The organism is Oceanobacillus timonensis (assembly GCF_900166635.1).
In the GTDB taxonomy this organism is placed as follows: Bacteria; Bacillota; Bacilli; order Bacillales; family Amphibacillaceae; genus Oceanobacillus; species Oceanobacillus timonensis.
The window spans coordinates 4159074-4179862 of the sequence record NZ_LT800497.1 but is presented as its reverse complement, the minus strand read 5'-3'; the positions used below and the strand labels follow the sequence as shown (position 1 = coordinate 4179862).

14 protein-coding genes, 8 tRNA genes, 3 rRNA genes and 1 pseudogene are annotated in these 20789 nt (G+C 41.2%); all 26 read left to right on the top strand.

All coding sequences use genetic code 11. The features are described 5' to 3' along the window. Positions 1–34 precede the first annotated feature (34 nt). The 26 genes and pseudogenes from pdxR (at position 35) to B7E05_RS20395 (ending at position 20708) form a co-directional block, all read left to right on the top strand. Complete coding sequence (gene pdxR, locus B7E05_RS20520) at positions 35–1462, top strand: MocR-like pyridoxine biosynthesis transcription factor PdxR (RefSeq protein WP_080875946.1); 1428 nt, start codon at positions 35–37, stop codon at positions 1460–1462. Between the two features lie 541 nt (positions 1463–2003). Further along, positions 2004–3568: ribosomal RNA gene (locus B7E05_RS20515) — 16S ribosomal RNA — on the top strand. Positions 3569–3815: 247 nt separating this feature from the next. Next, a 23S ribosomal RNA gene (locus B7E05_RS20510) occupies positions 3816–6737 on the top strand. 66 nt (positions 6738–6803) lie between these two features. After that, positions 6804–6919, top strand: a 5S ribosomal RNA gene (gene rrf / locus B7E05_RS20505). The 16S, 23S and 5S rRNA genes sit together here with 8 tRNA genes alongside, the layout of an rRNA operon. A 129-nt stretch (positions 6920–7048) precedes the next feature. Further along, positions 7049–7123 (top strand) — tRNA-Glu (locus B7E05_RS20500). A 29-nt stretch (positions 7124–7152) separates the two neighbouring features. Continuing rightward, positions 7153–7228: transfer RNA gene (locus tag B7E05_RS20495), tRNA-Val, on the top strand. A 22-nt stretch (positions 7229–7250) separates the two neighbouring features. Beyond that, positions 7251–7327: transfer RNA gene (locus B7E05_RS20490), tRNA-Met, on the top strand. Positions 7328–7331: 4 nt separating this feature from the next. Next, positions 7332–7408 (top strand) — tRNA-Asp (locus tag B7E05_RS20485). A 22-nt stretch (positions 7409–7430) separates the two neighbouring features. After that, a tRNA-Phe gene (locus B7E05_RS20480) sits at positions 7431–7506 on the top strand. A gap of 15 nt (positions 7507–7521) precedes the next feature. Continuing rightward, positions 7522–7607: transfer RNA gene (locus tag B7E05_RS20475), tRNA-Tyr, on the top strand. A gap of 10 nt (positions 7608–7617) precedes the next feature. Further along, positions 7618–7691, top strand: a tRNA-Gly gene (locus tag B7E05_RS20470). Positions 7692–7701: 10 nt separating this feature from the next. Then, positions 7702–7775: transfer RNA gene (locus tag B7E05_RS20465), tRNA-Ile, on the top strand. A 414-nt stretch (positions 7776–8189) separates the two neighbouring features. Continuing rightward, positions 8190–8792: a class I SAM-dependent methyltransferase gene (locus tag B7E05_RS20460; protein ID WP_080875945.1), complete on the top strand. Its 603-nt coding sequence runs from the start codon at positions 8190–8192 to the stop codon at positions 8790–8792. Between the two features lie 622 nt (positions 8793–9414). Beyond that, positions 9415–10314 carry an ABC transporter ATP-binding protein gene (locus B7E05_RS20455; protein ID WP_080875944.1) on the top strand — a complete coding sequence of 300 codons (900 nt, stop codon included), beginning with the start codon at positions 9415–9417 and terminating at the stop codon, positions 10312–10314. Between the two features lie 23 nt (positions 10315–10337). Next, the gene (locus B7E05_RS20450; RefSeq protein WP_080875943.1) at positions 10338–11084 is read left to right on the top strand and encodes an ABC transporter permease; all 747 of its coding nucleotides are present in this window, start codon (positions 10338–10340) and stop codon (positions 11082–11084) included. Between the two features lie 31 nt (positions 11085–11115). Further along, on the top strand, positions 11116–11565 hold the full coding sequence (locus tag B7E05_RS20445; protein ID WP_080875942.1) for a LytTR family DNA-binding domain-containing protein: 450 nt from the start codon (positions 11116–11118) through the stop codon (positions 11563–11565). Between the two features lies 1 nt (position 11566). Further along, complete coding sequence (locus tag B7E05_RS20440; RefSeq protein WP_080875941.1) at positions 11567–11977, top strand: DUF3021 domain-containing protein; 411 nt, start codon at positions 11567–11569, stop codon at positions 11975–11977. A 218-nt stretch (positions 11978–12195) separates the two neighbouring features. Continuing rightward, complete coding sequence (locus B7E05_RS20435) at positions 12196–12759, top strand: Uma2 family endonuclease (protein ID WP_080875940.1); 564 nt, start codon at positions 12196–12198, stop codon at positions 12757–12759. Between the two features lie 15 nt (positions 12760–12774). Continuing rightward, on the top strand, positions 12775–13065 hold the full coding sequence (locus B7E05_RS20430; RefSeq protein WP_080875939.1) for a hypothetical protein: 291 nt from the start codon (positions 12775–12777) through the stop codon (positions 13063–13065). 264 nt (positions 13066–13329) lie between these two features. Continuing rightward, positions 13330–14313, top strand: a complete 984-nt coding sequence (locus B7E05_RS20425) for a tRNA dihydrouridine synthase (protein ID WP_080875938.1) — start codon at positions 13330–13332, stop codon at positions 14311–14313. Between the two features lie 15 nt (positions 14314–14328). Next, positions 14329–14681 (top strand): annotated as a pseudogene (locus B7E05_RS20420) (DUF2200 domain-containing protein). 274 nt (positions 14682–14955) lie between these two features. Then, positions 14956–15897: an alpha/beta fold hydrolase gene (locus tag B7E05_RS20415; protein WP_080875937.1), complete on the top strand. Its 942-nt coding sequence runs from the start codon at positions 14956–14958 to the stop codon at positions 15895–15897. A 729-nt stretch (positions 15898–16626) separates the two neighbouring features. Then, positions 16627–17439 carry an AraC family transcriptional regulator gene (locus B7E05_RS20410; protein ID WP_080875936.1) on the top strand — a complete coding sequence of 271 codons (813 nt, stop codon included), beginning with the start codon at positions 16627–16629 and terminating at the stop codon, positions 17437–17439. Between the two features lie 103 nt (positions 17440–17542). Further along, positions 17543–18703, top strand: coding sequence for a Gfo/Idh/MocA family protein (locus B7E05_RS20405; RefSeq protein WP_080875935.1), 1161 nt, complete (start codon positions 17543–17545; stop codon positions 18701–18703). A gap of 2 nt (positions 18704–18705) precedes the next feature. Then, entirely contained in the window at positions 18706–19890 is a 1185-nt protein-coding gene (locus B7E05_RS20400) for a dihydrodipicolinate synthase family protein (protein WP_080875934.1), read from the top strand. Next, entirely contained in the window at positions 19887–20708 is an 822-nt protein-coding gene (locus B7E05_RS20395) for a sugar phosphate isomerase/epimerase family protein (protein ID WP_080875933.1), read from the top strand. Before B7E05_RS20400 ends, B7E05_RS20395 begins: the two co-directional genes overlap by 4 nt. Positions 20709–20789 lie beyond the last annotated feature (81 nt).

Below are 20789 nucleotides of genomic sequence, written 5' to 3'. Positions count from 1 at the left end.
AACCAGTTTAAACATGATTGGAAAAGGAGTACCTATGAAAAAGCCAAAATATCAAATCATTATTGATTTTATAAAAGAGAAAATTTCTAAGGGAGAGTGGGCGATTGGAAGTCAAATTCCGAGTCAGCGTCATTTGGCGAAAATGTTTGGAGTGAATCGAAGTACAATTATCATAGCATTAGAGGAGTTAATGGCAGATGGATTGATAGAAGGCATAGCAGGGAAAGGGACTGTTGTTACCAATAATACATGGACATTAATGGGAAACCATTTTTCAACCAACTGGAATGGAAATGTCACACAAGGTATTCATAAGCCAAGTGTCTCAACCGTACAAGAAATCAATGATGCAGAATCAGATAATCGTTTCATTCAATTAAGCAAAGGAGAATTATCGCCAGCGTTATTCCCTTTAAAGGAGATGCAGGATATCATCCAAAAGGTCTCGAATCAATTGACTCCATTCGGGTATGAAGAACCAAAAGGGAATAAAAAGCTGCGTCAGACCATTAGTCATTATCTGAAAGAAAGAGGTATCCATGTGTCCCCATCATCCATTTTAATTGTTTCTGGTGCACTTCAAGCTTTATACCTTATTTCTATCGGCCTTTTGAAGGAAAAATCAACGGTCTTCTTGGAAAAACCTTCCTACCTCTACTCGTTATCTGTTTTTCAATCAGCTGGGATGGATTTGGATGGATTACCAATGGATAATAAAGGGGTCAAGGTTGATTCCATTTTTCAAAGGAAGGAAATAGGCAGAAACATTTTATATATCATCCCAACCTTTCATAATCCAACCGGCATCTTAATGGAGGAGGAAAGGAGAGAGGAATTAATGGAATACTGCATCAGAGAGCAGATCCCTATTATTGAAGATGATGTGTATCGTGATTTATGGCTGGATAATTCACCTCCAGAACCGTTAAAAGCACAAGATCGTCATGGTAATGTTTTATATATTGGGAGTTTATCCAAAACATTAAGTCCCGGTTTACGCATTGGCTGGCTGGTTGGCCCGGAGTCAGTGATTGATCGATTGGCAGACTTGAAGATGCAATTAGATTACGGGTCAAGTACATTATCGCAGCTTGCAGCAGAAAAATGGTTATCCAGCGGCATGTATGAACATCATATGGAAAATGTCAGGAAACAGCTGAAAGTTCGTCGGCAAAGAGCGTTAGATGCATTGGAAAAATACTTAGATGCTTTTGCTACTTGGAATGTTCCAAAAGGCAGTTTCTTTATATGGGTGAAAATAAAGCCAGCTTTTAAAGTGAAAAAACTATTTGAAAAAGCATTATCAAAAGGTATTCTTATCAACCCGGGAAGCATCTACAAGGAAAAAGAAGGGCAATTTATACGTTTATCCTATGGATTTGCTTCACTGGATGAAATTGAAAAGGGGATATATCAGTTGAGTGAGATTATTAAAAATAATAAGGTGGAACAAAAATATTGATGATGCATTTTGGAAGTGTATCATCAGCAATCAAATAGTGGAGGAGTTAGTTGAAAATGAGTATAGTAGAATATGCTGTTGAAAAGCCGACTCTGGTCTTTATGGTATTGCTGTAGGGAAAAATAATGTACCGAATTAGGGAACAAATAAAACTGGCTGAGTGTCATTCTAGCCCCATATAGTGATTTCATATAAAGTATTGCATTTACTATTGCAATTTGAGAGCGTAAAAAAAGCAAAAAAATATATTGTAAAGTTATTGACAATGCTTTTGAACCGTGATAAATTAAATAACGTTGCATAACGCAATGCGCATCATATAAACGGTTCGACAAGTTAACGACAAAATAAATTAAAAAAAGTTGTTGACGGCGATACGCAATTATGATATATTAATAAAGTCGCTGTTTTGAGGCGACGTTATACAAATTGCTCTTTGAAAACTGAACAAAACAACCAGTACGAAAAGAAGAAAGACAACCTCGTTTTTCTTAAAAAATAAGTCAGAAGTTGACTTCTGAAAGCTAACGTTTCAAACACTTTTATGGAGAGTTTGATCTTGGCTCAGGACGAACGCTGGCGGCGTGCCTAATACATGCAAGTCGAGCGCGGGAAGCGAACGGAACTCTTCGGAGGGAAGTTCGTGGAACGAGCGGCGGACGGGTGAGTAACACGTAGGCAACCTGCCTGTAAGACTGGGATAACTCGCGGAAACGCGAGCTAATACCGGATAACACTTCCCATCACCTGATGAGGAGTTAAAAGACGGCTTTTGCTGTCACTTACAGATGGGCCTGCGGCGCATTAGCTAGTTGGTAAGGTAATGGCTTACCAAGGCGACGATGCGTAGCCGACCTGAGAGGGTGATCGGCCACACTGGGACTGAGACACGGCCCAGACTCCTACGGGAGGCAGCAGTAGGGAATCTTCCGCAATGGACGAAAGTCTGACGGAGCAACGCCGCGTGAGTGATGAAGGTTTTCGGATCGTAAAACTCTGTTGTCGGGGAAGAACAAGTACGATAGTAACTGATCGTACCTTGACGGTACCCGACCAGAAAGCCACGGCTAACTACGTGCCAGCAGCCGCGGTAATACGTAGGTGGCAAGCGTTGTCCGGAATTATTGGGCGTAAAGCGCTCGCAGGCGGTTTTTTAAGTCTGATGTGAAATCTTGCAGCTCAACTGCAAACGTGCATTGGAAACTGGAGGACTTGAGTGCAGAAGAGGAGAGTGGAATTCCACGTGTAGCGGTGAAATGCGTAGAGATGTGGAGGAACACCAGTGGCGAAGGCGACTCTCTGGTCTGTAACTGACGCTGAGGAGCGAAAGCGTGGGGAGCGAACAGGATTAGATACCCTGGTAGTCCACGCCGTAAACGATGAGTGCTAGGTGTTAGGGGGTTTCCGCCCCTTAGTGCTGAAGTTAACGCATTAAGCACTCCGCCTGGGGAGTACGGCCGCAAGGCTGAAACTCAAAAGAATTGACGGGGACCCGCACAAGCGGTGGAGCATGTGGTTTAATTCGAAGCAACGCGAAGAACCTTACCAGGTCTTGACATCCTTTGACCGCTCTAGAGATAGAGTTTTCCCTTCGGGGACAAAGTGACAGGTGGTGCATGGTTGTCGTCAGCTCGTGTCGTGAGATGTTGGGTTAAGTCCCGCAACGAGCGCAACCCTTAATCTTAGTTGCCAGCATTTAGTTGGGCACTCTAAGGTGACTGCCGGTGACAAACCGGAGGAAGGTGGGGATGACGTCAAATCATCATGCCCCTTATGACCTGGGCTACACACGTGCTACAATGGACGGAACAAAGGGAAGCGAAGCGGTGACGTTTTAGCAAATCCCAGAAAACCGTTCTCAGTTCGGATTGCAGGCTGCAACTCGCCTGCATGAAGCCGGAATCGCTAGTAATCGCGGATCAGCATGCCGCGGTGAATACGTTCCCGGGTCTTGTACACACCGCCCGTCACACCACGAGAGTTCGTAACACCCGAAGTCGGTGGGGTAACCTTTTTAGGAGCCAGCCGCCGAAGGTGGGACGAATGATTGGGGTGAAGTCGTAACAAGGTAGCCGTATCGGAAGGTGCGGCTGGATCACCTCCTTTCTAAGGATTAAAAAGGAACGTCGATTAAGTTCGCCACATCCTGTGGCAACATCGACATGACCCACATCGTGTGGGCCCTCGTACTTGGTTGTTTGGTTCAGTTTTGAGAGAGCAATTCTCTCGTTTGTACCTTGAAAACTAAATAAGAGTAACAACGACATCAAACTTTAGAAATAAGGCAAAAAGCTATGGATATAGCAACACAAATGATTACTTTCAGTAATCAGCCATCTTATTCAAAAACTTTAGTTAAGTGAATAAGGGCGCACGGTGGATGCCTTGGCACTAGGAGCCGATGAAGGACGGGACTAACACCGATATGCCTCGGGGAGTTGTAAGTAAATGTTATTATCCGAGGATTTCCGAATGGGGGAACCCACTGTTCGTAATGGAACAGGACATCTATCTGAATACATAGGGTAGGTGAGGCATACCCGGGGAACTGAAACATCTCAGTACCTGGAGGAATAGAAAGAAACATCGATTTCCTGAGTAGCGGCGAGCGAAACGGAAAGAGCCCAAACCAAGGAGCTTGCTTCTTGGGGTTGTAGGACATTCCATTGGAGTTACAAAGAAATGCTTTAGATGAATCGACCTGGAAAGGTCAGCCAAAGAAGGTAACAGCCCTGTAATCGAAAAAGCGTTTCCTCCGGAGTGTATCCTGAGTACGGCGGAACACGTGGAATTCCGTCGGAATCCGGGAGGACCATCTCCCAAGGCTAAATACTCCCTAGTGACCGATAGTGAACCAGTACCGTGAGGGAAAGGTGAAAAGCACCCCGGGAGGGGAGTGAAATAGAACCTGAAACCGTGTGCCTACAAGTAGTCGAAGCCCGTTTATGGGTGACGGCGTACCTTTTGTAGAATGGACCGGCGAGTTACGATCGTATGCAAGGTTAAGTGGAAGACACGGAGCCGCAGCGAAAGCGAGTCTGAATAGGGCGAGTGAGTATACGGTCGTAGACCCGAAACTGTGTGATCTACCCATGTCCAGGGTGAAGGTCAGGTAACACTGACTGGAGGCCCGAACCCACGTATGTTGAAAAATGCGGGGATGAGGTGTGGGTAGCGGTGAAATTCCAATCGAACACAGAGATAGCTGGTTCTCTCCGAAATAGCTTTAGGGCTAGCCTCAAGCAATAGAGTACTGGAGGTAGAGCACTGATTGGACTAGGGGCCCCTACCGGGTTACCGAATTCAGTCAAACTCCGAATGCCAGTTACTTCCGCTTGGGAGTCAGACTATGGGTGATAAGGTTCATAGTCGAAAGGGAAACAGCCCAGACCGCCAGCTAAGGTCCCTAAGTATACGTTAAGTGGAAAAGGATGTGGCGTTGCACAGACAACCAGGATGTTGGCTTAGAAGCAGCCATCATTGAAAGAGTGCGTAATAGCTCACTGGTCGAGTGACGCTGCGCCGAAAATGTACCGGGGCTAAACGTATCACCGAAGCTGCGGATTGTTCTTACGAACAATGGTAGGAGAGCGTTCAAAGGGCAGAGAAGTCAGACCGTGAGGACTGGTGGAGCGCTTTGAAGTGAGAATGCCGGTATGAGTAGCGAAAAAAGAGTGAGAATCTCTTTCACCGAAAGCCTAAGGTTTCCTGAGGAAGGCTCGTCCTCTCAGGGTTAGTCGGGACCTAAGCCGAGGCCGACAGGCGTAGGCGATGGATAACAGGTTGATATTCCTGTACCACCTCATGATTGTTTGAGCAATGGGGGGACGCAGGAGGATAAGGAGTGCGCACCGATGGATGTGCGTCCAAGCATGCGAGGAAGTCAGATAGGCAAATCCGTCTGACATATTTCTGAGCTGTGACGGGGAGGGAAATGAAGTACCGAAGTTCCGGATTTCACACTGCCAAGAAAAGCCTCTAGTTAGATCATAGGTGCCCGTACCGCAAACCGACACAGGTAGGCGAGGAGAGAATCCTAAGGTGAGCGGGAGAACTCTCGTTAAGGAACTCGGCAAAATGACCCCGTAACTTCGGGAGAAGGGGTGCTCAGGCTGAGTCTGAGCCGCAGTGAATAGGCCCAAGCGACTGTTTAGCAAAAACACAGGTCTCTGCGAAGCCGAAAGGCGAAGTATAGGGGCTGACACCTGCCCGGTGCTGGAAGGTTAAGAGGAAGAGTTAGCTTTCGGGCGAAGCTCTGAATCGAAGCCCCAGTAAACGGCGGCCGTAACTATAACGGTCCTAAGGTAGCGAAATTCCTTGTCGGGTAAGTTCCGACCCGCACGAAAGGTGCAACGACTTGGGCACTGTCTCAACGAGAGACCCGGTGAAATTATACTATGCGTGAAGATGCGCATTACCCGCGACAGGACGGAAAGACCCCGTGGAGCTTTACTGTAGCCTGATATGGAATGTTTGTGCAGTTTGTACAGGATAGGTGGGAGCCTTTGAAACGTGAGCGCTAGCTTACGTGGAGGCATCCGTGGGATACCACCCTAACTGTATGACCATTCTAACCCAGGACCGTGATCCGGTTCGGAGACAGTGTCAGGCGGGCAGTTTGACTGGGGCGGTCGCCTCCTAAAAGGTAACGGAGGCGCCCAAAGGTTCCCTCAGAATGGTTGGAAATCATTCGAAGAGTGTAAAGGCAGAAGGGAGCTTGACTGCGAGACCTACAAGTCGAGCAGGGACGAAAGTCGGGCTTAGTGATCCGGTGGTTCCGCATGGAAGGGCCATCGCTCAACGGATAAAAGCTACCCCGGGGATAACAGGCTTATCTCCCCCAAGAGTTCACATCGACGGGGAGGTTTGGCACCTCGATGTCGGCTCATCGCATCCTGGGGCTGTAGTCGGTCCCAAGGGTTGGGCTGTTCGCCCATTAAAGCGGTACGCGAGCTGGGTTCAGAACGTCGTGAGACAGTTCGGTCCCTATCCGTCGTGGGCGTCGGAAGTTTGAGAGGAGCTGTCCTTAGTACGAGAGGACCGGGATGGACACACCGCTGGTGTACCAGTTGTTCCGCCAGGAGCATAGCTGGGTAGCTACGTGTGGTAAGGATAAGTGCTGAAAGCATCTAAGCATGAAGCCCCCCTCAAGATGAAACTTCCCATCACTTCAAGTGAGTAAAATCCCTCAAAGACGATGAGGTTGATAGGTCCGAGGTGGAAGCGTGGTGACACGTGCAGCTGACGGATACTAATCGATTGAGGACTTATCTAAGTTTTTGTTTGTCACGTTACTCTTATTTAGTTTTCAGGGTGCAAATCCTAAACAAGCTAAAAATAGTCTGGTAGCGATAGCGAAGAGGTCACACCTGTTCTCATGCCGAACACAGAAGTTAAGTTCTTCAGCGCCGATGGTAGTTGGGGGCTTCCCCCTGCGAGAGTAGGACGTTGCCAGGCAATCGATTATTTCACAGTACCTTCACGGTAGAACATCGGTTAATCCCCGATTGCTCGTAGATTTAAGCTCAACTTTTAAAATCTGCCTGTGAAATTATTTATTTGTCTAATATTTGGAAAAAATTAACTGGCCCGTTGGTCAAGTGGTTAAGACACCGCCCTTTCACGGCGGTAACACGGGTTCGAATCCCGTACGGGTCACCATTTTATTTTTATTGACGCATTTGTACTTTGGAGGATTAGCTCAGCTGGGAGAGCACCTGCCTTACAAGCAGGGGGTCGCAGGTTCGAGCCCTGCATCCTCCACCATATAAGATTTATATATTTATATCGCGGGGTGGAGCAGTCTGGCAGCTCGTTGGGCTCATAACCCAGAGGTCGCAGGTTCAAATCCTGCCCCCGCAACCAAACTGGTCCGGTAGTTCAGCTGGTTAGAATGCCTGCCTGTCACGCAGGAGGTCGCGGGTTCGAGTCCCGTCCGGACCGCCATTAAAAATTTAAAACTGCTTATGGCTTGGTAGCTCAGTCGGTAGAGCAGAGGACTGAAAATCCTTGTGTCGGCGGTTCGATTCCGTCCCGAGCCACCATCTTTTCAAAAAAGCGGAGGGATAGCGAAGTTGGCCAAACGCGGCGGACTGTAAATCCGCTCCCATCGGGTTCGTAGGTTCGAGTCCTACTCCCTCCACCATCTTAAATATGCGGGTGTAGTTTAGTGGTAAAACCTCAGCCTTCCAAGCTGATGATGAGGGTTCGATTCCCTTCACCCGCTCCATTATCAAAATGGGCCTGTAGCTCAGCTGGTTAGAGCGCACGCCTGATAAGCGTGAGGTCGGTGGTTCGAGTCCACTCAGGCCCATTACTTATACATATATTTATGGTGCAAATCTCATACATTTGTATGTTAATGTAACGATTATCATTACGTTCTTGAATTAGAACAATAATGCAACTGCCTTCTAAGACCTGGGCAAAGTTCTGAACTCTAAATGAGTTCTTTTTTTGATTGTATTATAATTGGTTGTATAATATTTGACGTTGGTGAAAGAAATCCCTGTCTCCTTAGAAAAGGAGACAGGGATGGAAATTCGCTAACGTCTTTTTTATTTTTTTATATAGAAAACAAGTGCGTTTCCCTATAGAATATGAAGTAAATAGATATTTTTTGGTGAAAAAGACGAAATATTAAAATAATAATATTTCATGGGAGGTATCCAAGGTTTCATGAAGTAAAAAACATTCAAATAAATAGGAAATTGAGGGATAAAATAATATGAATCAAAAATCATTAATTAAAAAATTTGATAAGCAAGCTGAAAAATATGATAAACGGCGCAAAAATGATCCATTGTATCGATTTCGCAAGCGAATTTTTCAAGAAACAGCGGGGAACGTTCTGGAAGTTGCTATTGGTTCAGGTCTTAACTTTCCTTTTTATCGTAGAGATATCGAACTGACAGGAGTGGATTTTAGCTCCGAAATGTTGAAAAGAGCAGCGTATGCGGCAAAAGATTATCCTTTTCAAACGACACTTATCCAAAATGATGTTGAAAGACTTGATTTAAATGAAAACAGCTTTGATACAATCATATCGTCTACTAGTTTTTGTGCCTACCAAGAACCAGTGGGGGTCCTGAATAAGTTTCAAAAGTGGTGTAAGCCGGATGGGAAAATACTGATGCTGGAACATGGCATTAGCGAAAATAAACTCCTGGCAGGAATGCAAAAAATGGTAGATCCATTGGCTTTAAAGGCTGTAGGCTGTCATCAAAATAGAAATATATCTGCTATTATAGAAAAGTCTGATGTAAATCTGATTAGAGAAGAACGTTACTTGGCGGGTTCCTTATATTTGATATGGGCTAAGCCATGTTAATAATTGGTTTTAGCAAAAAAGGTTTAGATTCTCTTCACATCAGTTAATAGGAACAATTTAAGGTAAGTATACACAATAAAATACGCATGAAATGCATCTAAGAACAGAAACCAGGCCTGCGTGAGCTTTGGTCTTTACATTTTGTTTTAAAAATTTGCCATTCCCCCTTTTGTATAGAGTTATATGAAGGGGGGTTATATGGGAAAGTATCGTACCATGAAACCTACCATTAACTAGAACAATTCTTCCAATCTGTATAGATGTCAATCCGTATTCTTAGCAGGTCATACATATATTTCTGCATACTATTCTCCTCCATTCCCCAACGCTTTGTTCTTTTGTCATAATATAAGAGAAAGGAGGGGAAATAATGACTTTTCCAACAGCTATTGTAGTGTCCATAGCGATTATCTGTTTAACATATTTCGTTACGGCAATTACGTTGAAAGCCATGAAAAATGGTGAATAAATAAAGGCTTGCACCGAAAAAACAGCTAACAGTAACTTTCTTTTTTTATACAATTATTTCAGCATGTCATACATTCAACCTTACATGTTATCTCCTTCCTTCCCGCAAACCTTCATTCCTTTGCCATAATAGAAGTGAAAGGAGATGGTGAGTATGCTGACGGTTCAAAACGTAACAAAGCGTTATGATAAAACGGAAGCACTAAAAAATGTTTCCATGACTATCCCTGAGGGAACCTGTTATGGGCTTGTCGGCCCAAATGGCGCAGGAAAATCCACATTAATTAAAATGATTACATCTATTATTCGCGATTACCAAGGAAAAATCGAATGGAATAAACAACGCATCTCAGACAAAACAAAACAGAAATTTGGATATGTTCCACAGGATATTGTTTTGGAGGAGCATATCACAGCGTCTGGCAACTTATATTTATTTGGCAGAATATATGGGTTAAAAGGAAACAAATTGGCCCAGCGGACAAGAGAAGTGTTAACACAAATTGGTCTTAGCGAAAGGAGCAAGGATAAAGTAGCTACTTTTTCAGGAGGGATGAAGCGGAGACTGAATATTGGATGTGCACTGATGCATAATCCGGAGCTTATCATTATGGATGAGCCGACGGTTGGCATAGATCCACAATCACGACAATATATTTTTCAAATGATTGAAGAACTGAAAATTGCTGGAAAGACTGTTATCTATGCGAGTCATTACATGGAGGAAGTGGAAAGACTCTGTGATGATGTTGCTTTTCTCGATCGAGGGAAATTGATTGAAAATGGTGCGGTTGGTGAATTACTCCAACAATATGCAGTTCCTTCCATTTATATTAAAGCAGACTGTATTTCAGAGGAACAGCTGGAATCGTATGGTGAAGTTTCGCAGGAGAAGGATGCATTTTTAATCTATACAGAAGAAGCTCTGTCAGCAATGGAAAATCTGATTTCTTATTGTAGAGAAAATAATATAGATGTAGAGCGGTTAGAACTTGTCCGTCCGCGGTTAGAGGATGTATTTTTTAGACTGACTGGAAGTAATTTGAGAGATTAAAAGTAAAGCTGGAGGTGTTTAGGATGAACGCTGTTATGATAGTGGAATTAAAAAAGCATGTACAGGATAAAGGGCTTGTGTTTTGGATATTTCTTCTGCCGATTTTATTTACGGTTGTATTTATTGCTATCTTTACAGCAGGTGTGGATGATACGGCTAGACAGGAAGTTATTCAGTCTATTGTTCCGGCATATATTGTGATGTTCGTCTTTTTTATTATGATTTCGATGGTACAGGTATTTATTAAAGACAGGGATAAAGGGATGACAGCAAGATTGGCTAGCACACCTCTCAAAAGTTATTTCTATCTATTTGGCAAGTGGCTGCCCTTCATGTTTATTGTTTTCTTTCAGATAATTGTGTTATTTTTATTTGGAGGAGTCGTTTACGATATTTCATTTGGTGAGCCGTTGATTCTGCTGATTGTGTCGTTGTTTATAACATTTACAGCCACAGCAATCGGGTTGGCGATGGCGCTTACCGTTAATACGGAAAATATGGGAATTGCAATTACTCAAATCATTGCATTAGGCGGAGCAATGTTGAGCGGATTATGGATGCCGATTGAGATGCTTCCGGATTTTATGCAGACAATCGCTCAATTCTTACCTCAATACTGGGCAAACCAGTCTTTTCAGGATGCGATGGCAGGAACCACGCAAACTTCCGAGTTATTCCAAACGCTAGGCGTATTATTTGCGATTGGTTTAGCGGCATTTATGATTGCCATAATCCGATACCCATATTTTCTGAAACGAGCTGTGAACTAGCCGAAGATAGTAGCTATGTGGAGGGGTCGGAATGAAAATAAACATTGATATCGATGATAACCATGAAGAAACGCAAATCACTATCCAGGCCAAGGAATGGACGCAGGAACTGGAGGATATTGTGAATGTGATCAAAAGGAAAAAACAGCAGCGTTTATTTGGGGTTGATGAAGAACAGACGGTCCTGCTGGAGCCAAAGGAGATTGATTTTATCCATGCGGAAAAACGAAAAATCTATGCGGTGTCCAAAGAGTGGCGTTTTGAAGTGCGAATGAAGCTGTATGAAGTGGAGGAGTTCCTGATCCCCCATGGTTTTATGCGTTTTTCCAAGTCGGTTATCGGGAATATTCATCGTATTGAAAAATTTGAAGCATCCTTTAATGGGAATTTATGTGTTTATTTTCAATCCGGCAACAAGGAACATATTACGCGAAAATATGTCAGTGCCATTAAAGATAAACTGATGCAGGGAGGGCAGTAATATGATACTTGAAATAGTAAAGCGTTCGACGCTGGGTATCGCTTTCGGAGCGATATTAACGTTTATTGTCCTCACCATTATGAAACTCAATGCCGTGGAGTCAACAGTTTCTGAAATATGGATGCATATGGGAGCAAGCATGTTAATGGGAATCTATTTTGGAGTATCTTCGCTTATTTTTGGAGAAAGCGGGAACCATCTGATTAAAAAATCAATTATCCATTTAGTCCTTACGTATAGTTTCTGGCTGATTATTGCTGGTTTAGTCGGCTGGATTCCTCTCAACGGCTGGGTTATTTTATGGGGCAGTTTGATTTTTATCCTTCTGTATGTCGTCAACTGGTTCTGCTGGTATCTATACTTTAAAAGACAGGAAGCAGCGTTAAATAAATATTTGCATAAAAATAAATAGATGTGGAGGCTGGAACGCTTTTTCTGAATCTGGATTAATCAGGAAAGATATGTTTCAGTCTTTTTATGATGATAATGTATCAAGAAATGATAAAATAAATATAGGAAATACTATCGAAACGGATATATTTATTTTTAAGAAGCGTATCCATGTTAGATGAGTAATCGTTCTGACTATGCTATGATAACTGTAAAATACGCGTTGACGGGAATGATTTCATGTCTATTCCAAATAAAAAGGAGACATATTCGTATGCGGATTATCTGACCTGGGAGGAAAACATTCAATTAATTGATGGCGCCATTTTTAATATCTCGCCTGGCCCTTCACGTAAACACCAGCAAGTATTGCGGGAGCTGTCTGCTGCTTTTTCTGTTTTCTTGAAGGGAAAGGAGTGTGAAGTATTTTTTGCTCCCTTTGATGTACGGTTGTTTGGGCAAGATAAGAAGGATAATGAGATAAACAATGTGGTTCAACCTGATTTATCTATTATATGTGATTCTAAAAAATTGGATGACAAAGGATGTAATGGATCTCCAGATATGATTGTCGAAATCCTTTCACCTGCATCAGTTAAACTAGACCGTTGGATAAAATATCGCCTTTACGAGGAAGCGGGAGTGAAAGAATACTGGATTGTTGATCCGGTGAATGAATCTGTAGAAATCCATCAGCTAACTGACGGGCAATATACATTTAAAGGAGTCTTTACAAAAAGCGATATGATTTCTGTTGAGACACTGCCTAATTTAGAATTAGATTTAGAGCAAATATTTATATAGAGGGAGGAGTCAATAATGTTCGGATGTGCATGGTGTATGAAAAAAATAGGAGAAAATCAGCCATTAACCGCGCTAAATGTGAAGTTTGCTGAAGGAGTAGATTTCAAGGATAAAGAAGGAGAAATCATCCAGGTCTATCTATCCTCACGGCGGACAAGTGTACCAATGGTTGTTCCCACTGCTGACTCAGAAGCAAAAAAGAATAGACAAGACGGCCTGTTTACGGTTTGTGATGAGAAATGTGGCCAGAAGATGAAAAACGCACTTTCCAAAGAAATCGATACGTTCCAGAACATAGATATATAGCAGCAAGTAAAGCTTCCTAATGGAAAAATGGAAGTTAATAAAAATTTGCTAATCTGTACTTTAAAACAACAGGCTTAAGGGTCAAGGCAAAAGGCACTGATCCTTGTTTTACGTGGTAAGAATTCTTTTTGTACTCTCCAGCCCTCTTATGATAATATTATCATGGACAAAATAAAAACGAAGCAGCATCAATGACTGCTTTAACATATTGGATAAGTATATAATGCTTTATCCATCCATAAATGAGAGGATTGAAATGGAGAAATGACTACTAATTTTTGGCGTGATTTACCACGACCGTTTTTTATATTGGCGCCGATGGAGGATGTAACGGATGTTGTTTTCCGTCACGTTGTAGCGGAAGCTGGCCGCCCAGATGTGTTTTTTACAGAGTTTACGAATACGGAAAGCTATTGTCACCCTGAAGGCATTTATAGTGTTCGTGGGCGTTTGACTTTTACGGAAGACGAACAGCCAATGGTTGCGCACATATGGGGAGACAAGCCGGATAATTTTCGTGAAATGAGCATTGGAATGGCGGAAATGGGCTATAAAGGTATAGACCTTAATATGGGATGCCCTGTGCCTAATGTTGCCTCTAAAGGAAAAGGAAGCGGGCTTATCCAACGTCCGGAAGTAGCAGCGGAAATTATTCAGGCAGCCAAAGCGGGCGGAATTCCTGTCAGTGTAAAAACGCGACTTGGTTATTCATATATAGACGAGTGGCGTGACTGGCTGAGGCACGTGTTTGAGCAGGATATAGCGAATCTTTCCATTCACTTGCGTACGAGAAAGGAAATGAGTAAGGTCGATGCACATTGGGAGCTCATTGGTGAAATCAAGAAACTCCGTGATGAGATTGCACCTGATACATTGTTAACTATCAATGGAGATATACCAGACCGGGAAGCAGGATTAAAGCTTGTGGAAGAATTTGGCGTAGACGGTGTCATGATTGGGCGAGGAATTTTTAAAAATCCATTCGCATTTGAAAAAGAGCCGAGGGAGCATAGCAGTCAGGAATTGCTGGATCTGTTACGACTGCAGCTGGATCTGCATGATAAATATTCAGACCAGGAACCGCGGGCTTTCAAACCATTACGTCGATTTTTTAAAATTTACGTGCGCGGGTTCAGGGGAGCCAGTGAACTAAGACATCAATTGATGAGTACCGAAACAACGGATGAAGTTCGCGAGTTACTAGATAAGTTTCATTTGGAAACGGAAGATGCAGTGATGGAACAGTAAAAGGGAGGCTATGCCATGGCGAATCATCGTATATACACAATGACTTTTGCAAGTGTTTATCCTCACTATGTAAACAAAGCAGAGAGAAAAGGCCATACAAAAGAAGAAGTCGATGAAATTATTACTTGGCTGACAGGGTATAGTCAGGAAGAACTAGAAGCGCAAATTGAAAATGAGTAACCTTCGAGATGTTCTTTGCTGAAGCTCCACAGATGAATGGTTCCCGTTCTCTGATAAAAGGTGTTATTTGCGGTGTGCGTGTAGAGGATATAGAAGAACCGCTGATGCAGGAGATTCGTTATTTGGATAAGCTCATTGATGAATTGGCAAAAGGGAAGAAGATGGAGAAGATTTTAAGAAAACCATAATGTACATGAAAAGACACTGATTCTATTTACGGAATCAGTGTTTTTAAATTCTGGAAAGGAATTCCAGCATGAAAAATGGTTCAGAGTTTGAATATTAGTGAAATAATAATTCTAATTAGGTACGTAGATATCGAATTGACAGCGTTTACAATTAGATTTAGACTTAAATGAAGGTGATTGAGGCGATAAGAGAGTAAGCTTTGTTAGAAAGAGAGTTTATTGAAGTGTGCTTTTTTTCATTATTTGAAGAAGTATATAGAGGGAGGAGATTATTATGGGATTACATGAAGTATCATTTATGTCATTTAGTGAGCAGGATACCATTAAAGGATGGATTTATACACCAATACGTAAACCCAAAGGCATTGTTCAGCTGGTACATGGGTTTGGAGAACATTCCAGAAGATATTTGCATATGATTTTACGGTTGAATGAGGAAGGGTATATTGTAGCTTGTGATGATCATATTGGTCATGGGAAGACGGCATATGATTCCGGCAATTGGGAAAATTGGGGAGAGGAAGGTTATATGACGATGGCAGAAGATGAACATCAACTACGCAAAATTGTGCAGGACGAGTTCCCTGATGTACCATTTTTCTTGTTTGGTCACAGTATGGGCTCTATGATAGTCCGAAGCTATCTCACGAAGTATGGAGAAGGTGTAAAAGGAGCAATTCTATGTGGAACGTCAGGAGTCTGGCCGAATGCTCCTGAATTACGCGCAGAATTAAAAGGTCGGATCGATGCAGGGGAAGGTGATCAGGTTGATCCAGAAGTGCAAGGCAAGTTAATGGGCTGGATGACAGAGCGGATTGATCAACCGAATACAGCAAATGACTGGATTAGTGGGGATCCAGATGTTGTAGCAGATCATGCGAACGATCCATTTAATAACTTTGTATCCCCGCCGAATATACGGTCTTTATATTACTTTGTGGAAATGATGGAGCAAATTATTGGAAAAGAGTGGGCAGAGAAGGTTCCTGTTTCCATTCCTATATATAATATTGCTGGTGATCAGGATCCTGTCGGTTTATATGGAGAAGGTGTATATGCTGTAACGAATTGGTTAGCAGAAACAAATCATGCGGTAACAACAAAACTGTACAGCGGTTACCGTCACGAAATTCATAACTATCGTGATATTCGAGAAGAAGTGGAAGATGGTATTGTTGACTTTATAGAAGGTGTGCTAAATAAAGGAGTAAGGTAAATAGGATTGCACTGTCCCTACCCTTTGGTTACTTTGTATCCAAAGGGTATTGTTATACAAAAAATCATTTAGCTTTTGTTTTATTTAAAAATACAAAAATAAATGTAACTTTATTTCATTTTATTCGTCTCACTTATACAGGAAATGATATGGAGAAGCTTACTTATGTCAAAAATCACTCATTCGAAATGATTAATGATTGAGGAAATCTATCATGCGCTTTATCTCTATTAAGAACTATTTAATCAGGTTGAAAAAAAGTGTTGAGATGGCAGATGATGCTATTAAAGCTCGTAATATTAAGAGAGTTCTTTACAAAGATACTATAATAAAAAAAATTAGAGAATGCTGCTATCTAAACTGTTATAATTATTTTAAGTAAGTTAAACGTCTTAATAGGCTGAAAAATACATGTTAAGTGTTGTTAATAATGGCATTTGATAAATTAGAATAAAATATAAAATGTATTGTAAGATGATAAAAAAGGTCAAAAAGATATTTGTAATTATATAGTGAAAATTGAAATTTTCATCAATTATCTAGTTGACAATGTATGAGCAATGAATAATAACAAAGACTCCGGTGGTTTATGTTAGGAATAATCAATGGATACATAACTGCTGTCTTTAATTAATAAAAGCAAGTATGATCTATTTTAGATAAATAATAGAGTTTAGTCTTCACCAGAAAGATTGTTTGATCTAATCGAATTATAAGCAGGTGATAAATATGAACCATTCAGCGATTATCTCACTGTATGAGAGTCAGCATAAAGATAAAGATTTAGTGGAGGCTCATGACCATGTAACCCACCAAATCTTATACATATTAGAAGGCGAGGGGGAGTGTACGCTTAATAAAAAAGACTTCTATACTGAAAAGGATTATTTTATTATTATTCCTCCAGAAACAACACATGCAATTACAGCTAAATCCAAAATGACTGTATTAGTACTAGAATTTGACGCAACGGTGTTGGGAGTCGATGTTCAAAATGAATTAGTACAGACAATTTTTGATGAACCTCGTGTTCAAAAATTAAGCGTATTCGATAGCAGTGAACTTCGTCAACTTTTACGTAAAATGTTATATGAGCAATCACATGGAGACCATTTTTGGAAGATGGCTTTGCAAACCTATATGATTGAATTGTTATTTACTATTGCTCGGTCTTACCAGGAAATCACACAGCCACAAGATATGAACAGTTTAAGAGTGGAACGATTAAAACAATTCATTGAAACACGTTACTTTGAAATTACAAATGCAGAGGACATCGCAAATCGAATGGATATGAGTACACGCTATATTCAAACTATCTTTAAAGAGTATTATGGTTATACTCCCTTACAATACTTAACAAAGATACGGTTAGCTGCAGTTAAAGAAATGTTAGTTGAAACAAACAAAGATATTATTTCAATTTGTTTTGAGGTAGGGTTCGAATCCATTCCTACTTTATATCGTTTGTTTAAGAAAGATACAGGCATTCCTCCAAACAAATACAGAGAAATCACTAAAAAGAATAACCGTGAAAAGTAAGACAATCGTTTAGTTCTGAAAATGATAATTTAATTCCTCTTATAATAAGACGCTTTCTTATAAGAAAATTACAATGTAATTAATATTATAAGGAGGGAAACAAATGACTACACATAATATAGGAATTATTATGAATGGGGTTACAGGAAGAATGGGTACAAGGCAGCATTTAATTCGTTCTATCGTTGCTATTCGTGAACAAGGAGGAGTAGAGTTGGATAATGGGGATTTTGTAATGCCGGATCCTATCCTTGTTGGACGAAACAAAGAAAAATTAAAAGCGCTTGCAGAAGATTATAATATAAATAGATGGACAACGGATTTATCAGAGGCATTGGAAGATGATAGGAATGTAATATATTTTGATTCGCAAACAACTTCTTTACGCGAAGAAGGGATAAAAAGAGCAATCCAAGCAAACAAACATATCTATTGTGAAAAGCCAACTGCTACCTCATTAGAAGGTTCTTTAAAATTGGCTCAACTTGCAAAGGATGCAGGCATAAAAAATGGTGTCGTTCAAGATAAATTATTTTTACCAGGAATCATGAAATTAAAAAGGTTATTGGATTCTGGCTTTTTTGGAAAGGTTTTATCAGTGCGTATGGAATTCGGTTATTGGGTATTTGAAGGAGATTGGCAAGAAGGGCAACGTCCATCCTGGAATTATAAGAAAGAAGAAGGAGGAGGGATTGTTGTTGATATGTTCCCTCACTGGCGCTATGTACTAAATCATCTTTTCGGTTCAATTAAATCTTTATCTGCAAAAACGGCTACTCATATTCCTAAACGAGTGGATGAGCAGGGAGAATTTTATCATGCTACAGCTGATGATGCGGTATATGCAATTTTTGAATTAGAAAATGATGTAATTGCTAGCGTGAACTCTTCTTGGGCAGTTCGTGTGGATCGAGATGACTTATTAACTATACAGATTGACGGGGTAGAGGGCAGCGCTGTTGCCGGATTACGAGATTGTAAGACACAACATAGAGTTAATACCCCAAAACCAGTTTGGAATCCTGATATAGAAAATGAGGTTGATTATCAAACCCAATGGGAAGAGGTACCCGATAATCAATTATTTGAGAATGCTTTTAAAATTCAGTGGGAAAAGTTTTTAAAACATGTTTATCAAGATGATGCTTTCCCATGGGATTTTCTGGAAGGCGCTAAAGGAATGCAACTTGCGAACTTAGCGCTAAAATCTGATGAAGAACGTCAATTTGTAGAAGTGCCAGAATTGGATTTAAGGAGTAAATAAATATGAAAAAATCCATTTATTTACCAAACCAAGATGGAAATGTGTTCGAATATAAATTAACCCAAACAGACGGTTTAAAGAAACCTGAACATAGCCAATTTTCTTCTCGTGTTGCTTATTCTGCTGCTCATGTGGTGGCAGATCCATTTGGAAGTGACGACCCGGTAAGTAAACCAGCTATTGATTGGGAACATACTATGAAATATCGTCATTATTTATGGTCGTTAGGTTTTTCAGTAGCTGAGGCGATGGATACTGCCCAAAGAGGCATGGGACTTCAGTGGGAAGAAGCGAAAGAATTAATTTCCCGTTCAGTAAAAGAGGCCAAGAGTGTAGGAGGGGATATTGCAAGTGGCGCAGGAACGGATCACCTGGAACCCGGGGCAAAAGTTACTATAGAAGATGTTATTCATGCTTACGAAGAGCAAGTGTCGTATGTTGAAAGTGCAGGTAGTAAGGTCATTTTGATGGCAAGTCGAGCACTTGCAACATGTGCCCAAACTCCAGAAGATTACGAGTATGTTTATGGAAGAATACTGACCCAAGTATCACAACCTGTGATTCTACATTGGCTAGGTGAAATGTTTGATCCTAATTTGAAAGGCTATTGGGGGACGAACAATATAGACGATGCTATGAACGTTTGTCTACGAATTATTGAAACACATGCAGATAAAATTGAAGGAATAAAAATTTCTTTACTTGATGATCAGAAGGAAATTGAAATGCGACGTTTATTACCTGAAAACGTACGTATGTATACAGGCGATGACTTTAATTATCCATCTTTAATAGAGGGAGATAATCAAGGTTACAGCGATGCGCTCTTAGGAATTTTTGACGCTATTGCACCTGTTGCATCGATGGCTCTTCAAGATTTAGATAGAGGGGATACTGCTGATTTCCGAGAGAAGTTAAATCAAACTGTCCCTTTAGCTCGACATATCTTTCAACACCCAACATACTCTTATAAAACTGGCGTAGTTTTTTTAGCGTATTTAAATGGACACCAACCTCATTTTCGCATGGTAAGTGGAGCCGAGAGTTCCCGCTCTATACTACATTTTAGTAAACTTTTTGAGTTAGCTGACCAAGGCGGAGTGTTGGTGGATCCAGAACTGGCAATTGAAAGGATGGATCCTGTATTAAAATTAGCAGGTATTCATCAAATGGGGGCAGTAAGATGAATAGAGATGTGGAAATGAGTAGACTCAGTTTGAATCAGATTACTACGGAAAATTGGTCACTAAAGGAAGCTGTAGATGGATGCGTACGTAATGATATTTCTGCAATTTCCATTTGGAGACATAAAATAGCCGAGATAGGGTTAAAAGAAAGTAAACATTTAATTAAATCATCAGGATTAAATGTTTCAAGTGTTTGTCGTGGTGGGATGTTCCCTGCTTCTACAGCTTCTGAACGCCAAGTTCGTATTGATGATAATAAACGCGCTATTGAGGAAACTGCTGAGCTGGATGGAAATGTACTTGTACTTGTATGTGGACCATCACCTGATAAAGACATACAGGAAAGCCGTAAGTGGGTAAAAGAGGGTATTGAATCTATTATTCCTTTTGCTGAGCAGCATGGTGTGAAATTGGGGATTGAACCTTTACATCCTATGTATGCAGCAGATCGTTCCGTAATCACTACGTTAGGAGAAGCAAATGTATTGCAAGCTTCCTTAGGTTCGAAACAAGTTGGTGTGATTGTTGATGTATTTCATGTCTGGTGGGATCCTTTTTTATATGAAGAGATTAAACGTGCGAAAGGAAATATTCTTGGGTTTCATGTTTCTGATTGGAAAGTACCTTTACCAGATATTTTTAAAGGGCGTTCAATGATGGGAGAAGGTGTTATTGATATCCCTCGTATTCGCAAAGCTGTAGAAGAGAATGGTTATCACGATTTTGTTGAGGTAGAAATTATTAACCAGGAAATTTGGGACAGGCCTGGGGGTGAGACACTTCAGTGGATGAAAAATAGCTTTGCTAAGTACGTGTAACCTATAAACAAATGTGCGGAGTGTCTTTTGCTCCGCTTTTTGTAATGTATGTTTATAAACCAAAAGAAGGAGGAATGATTT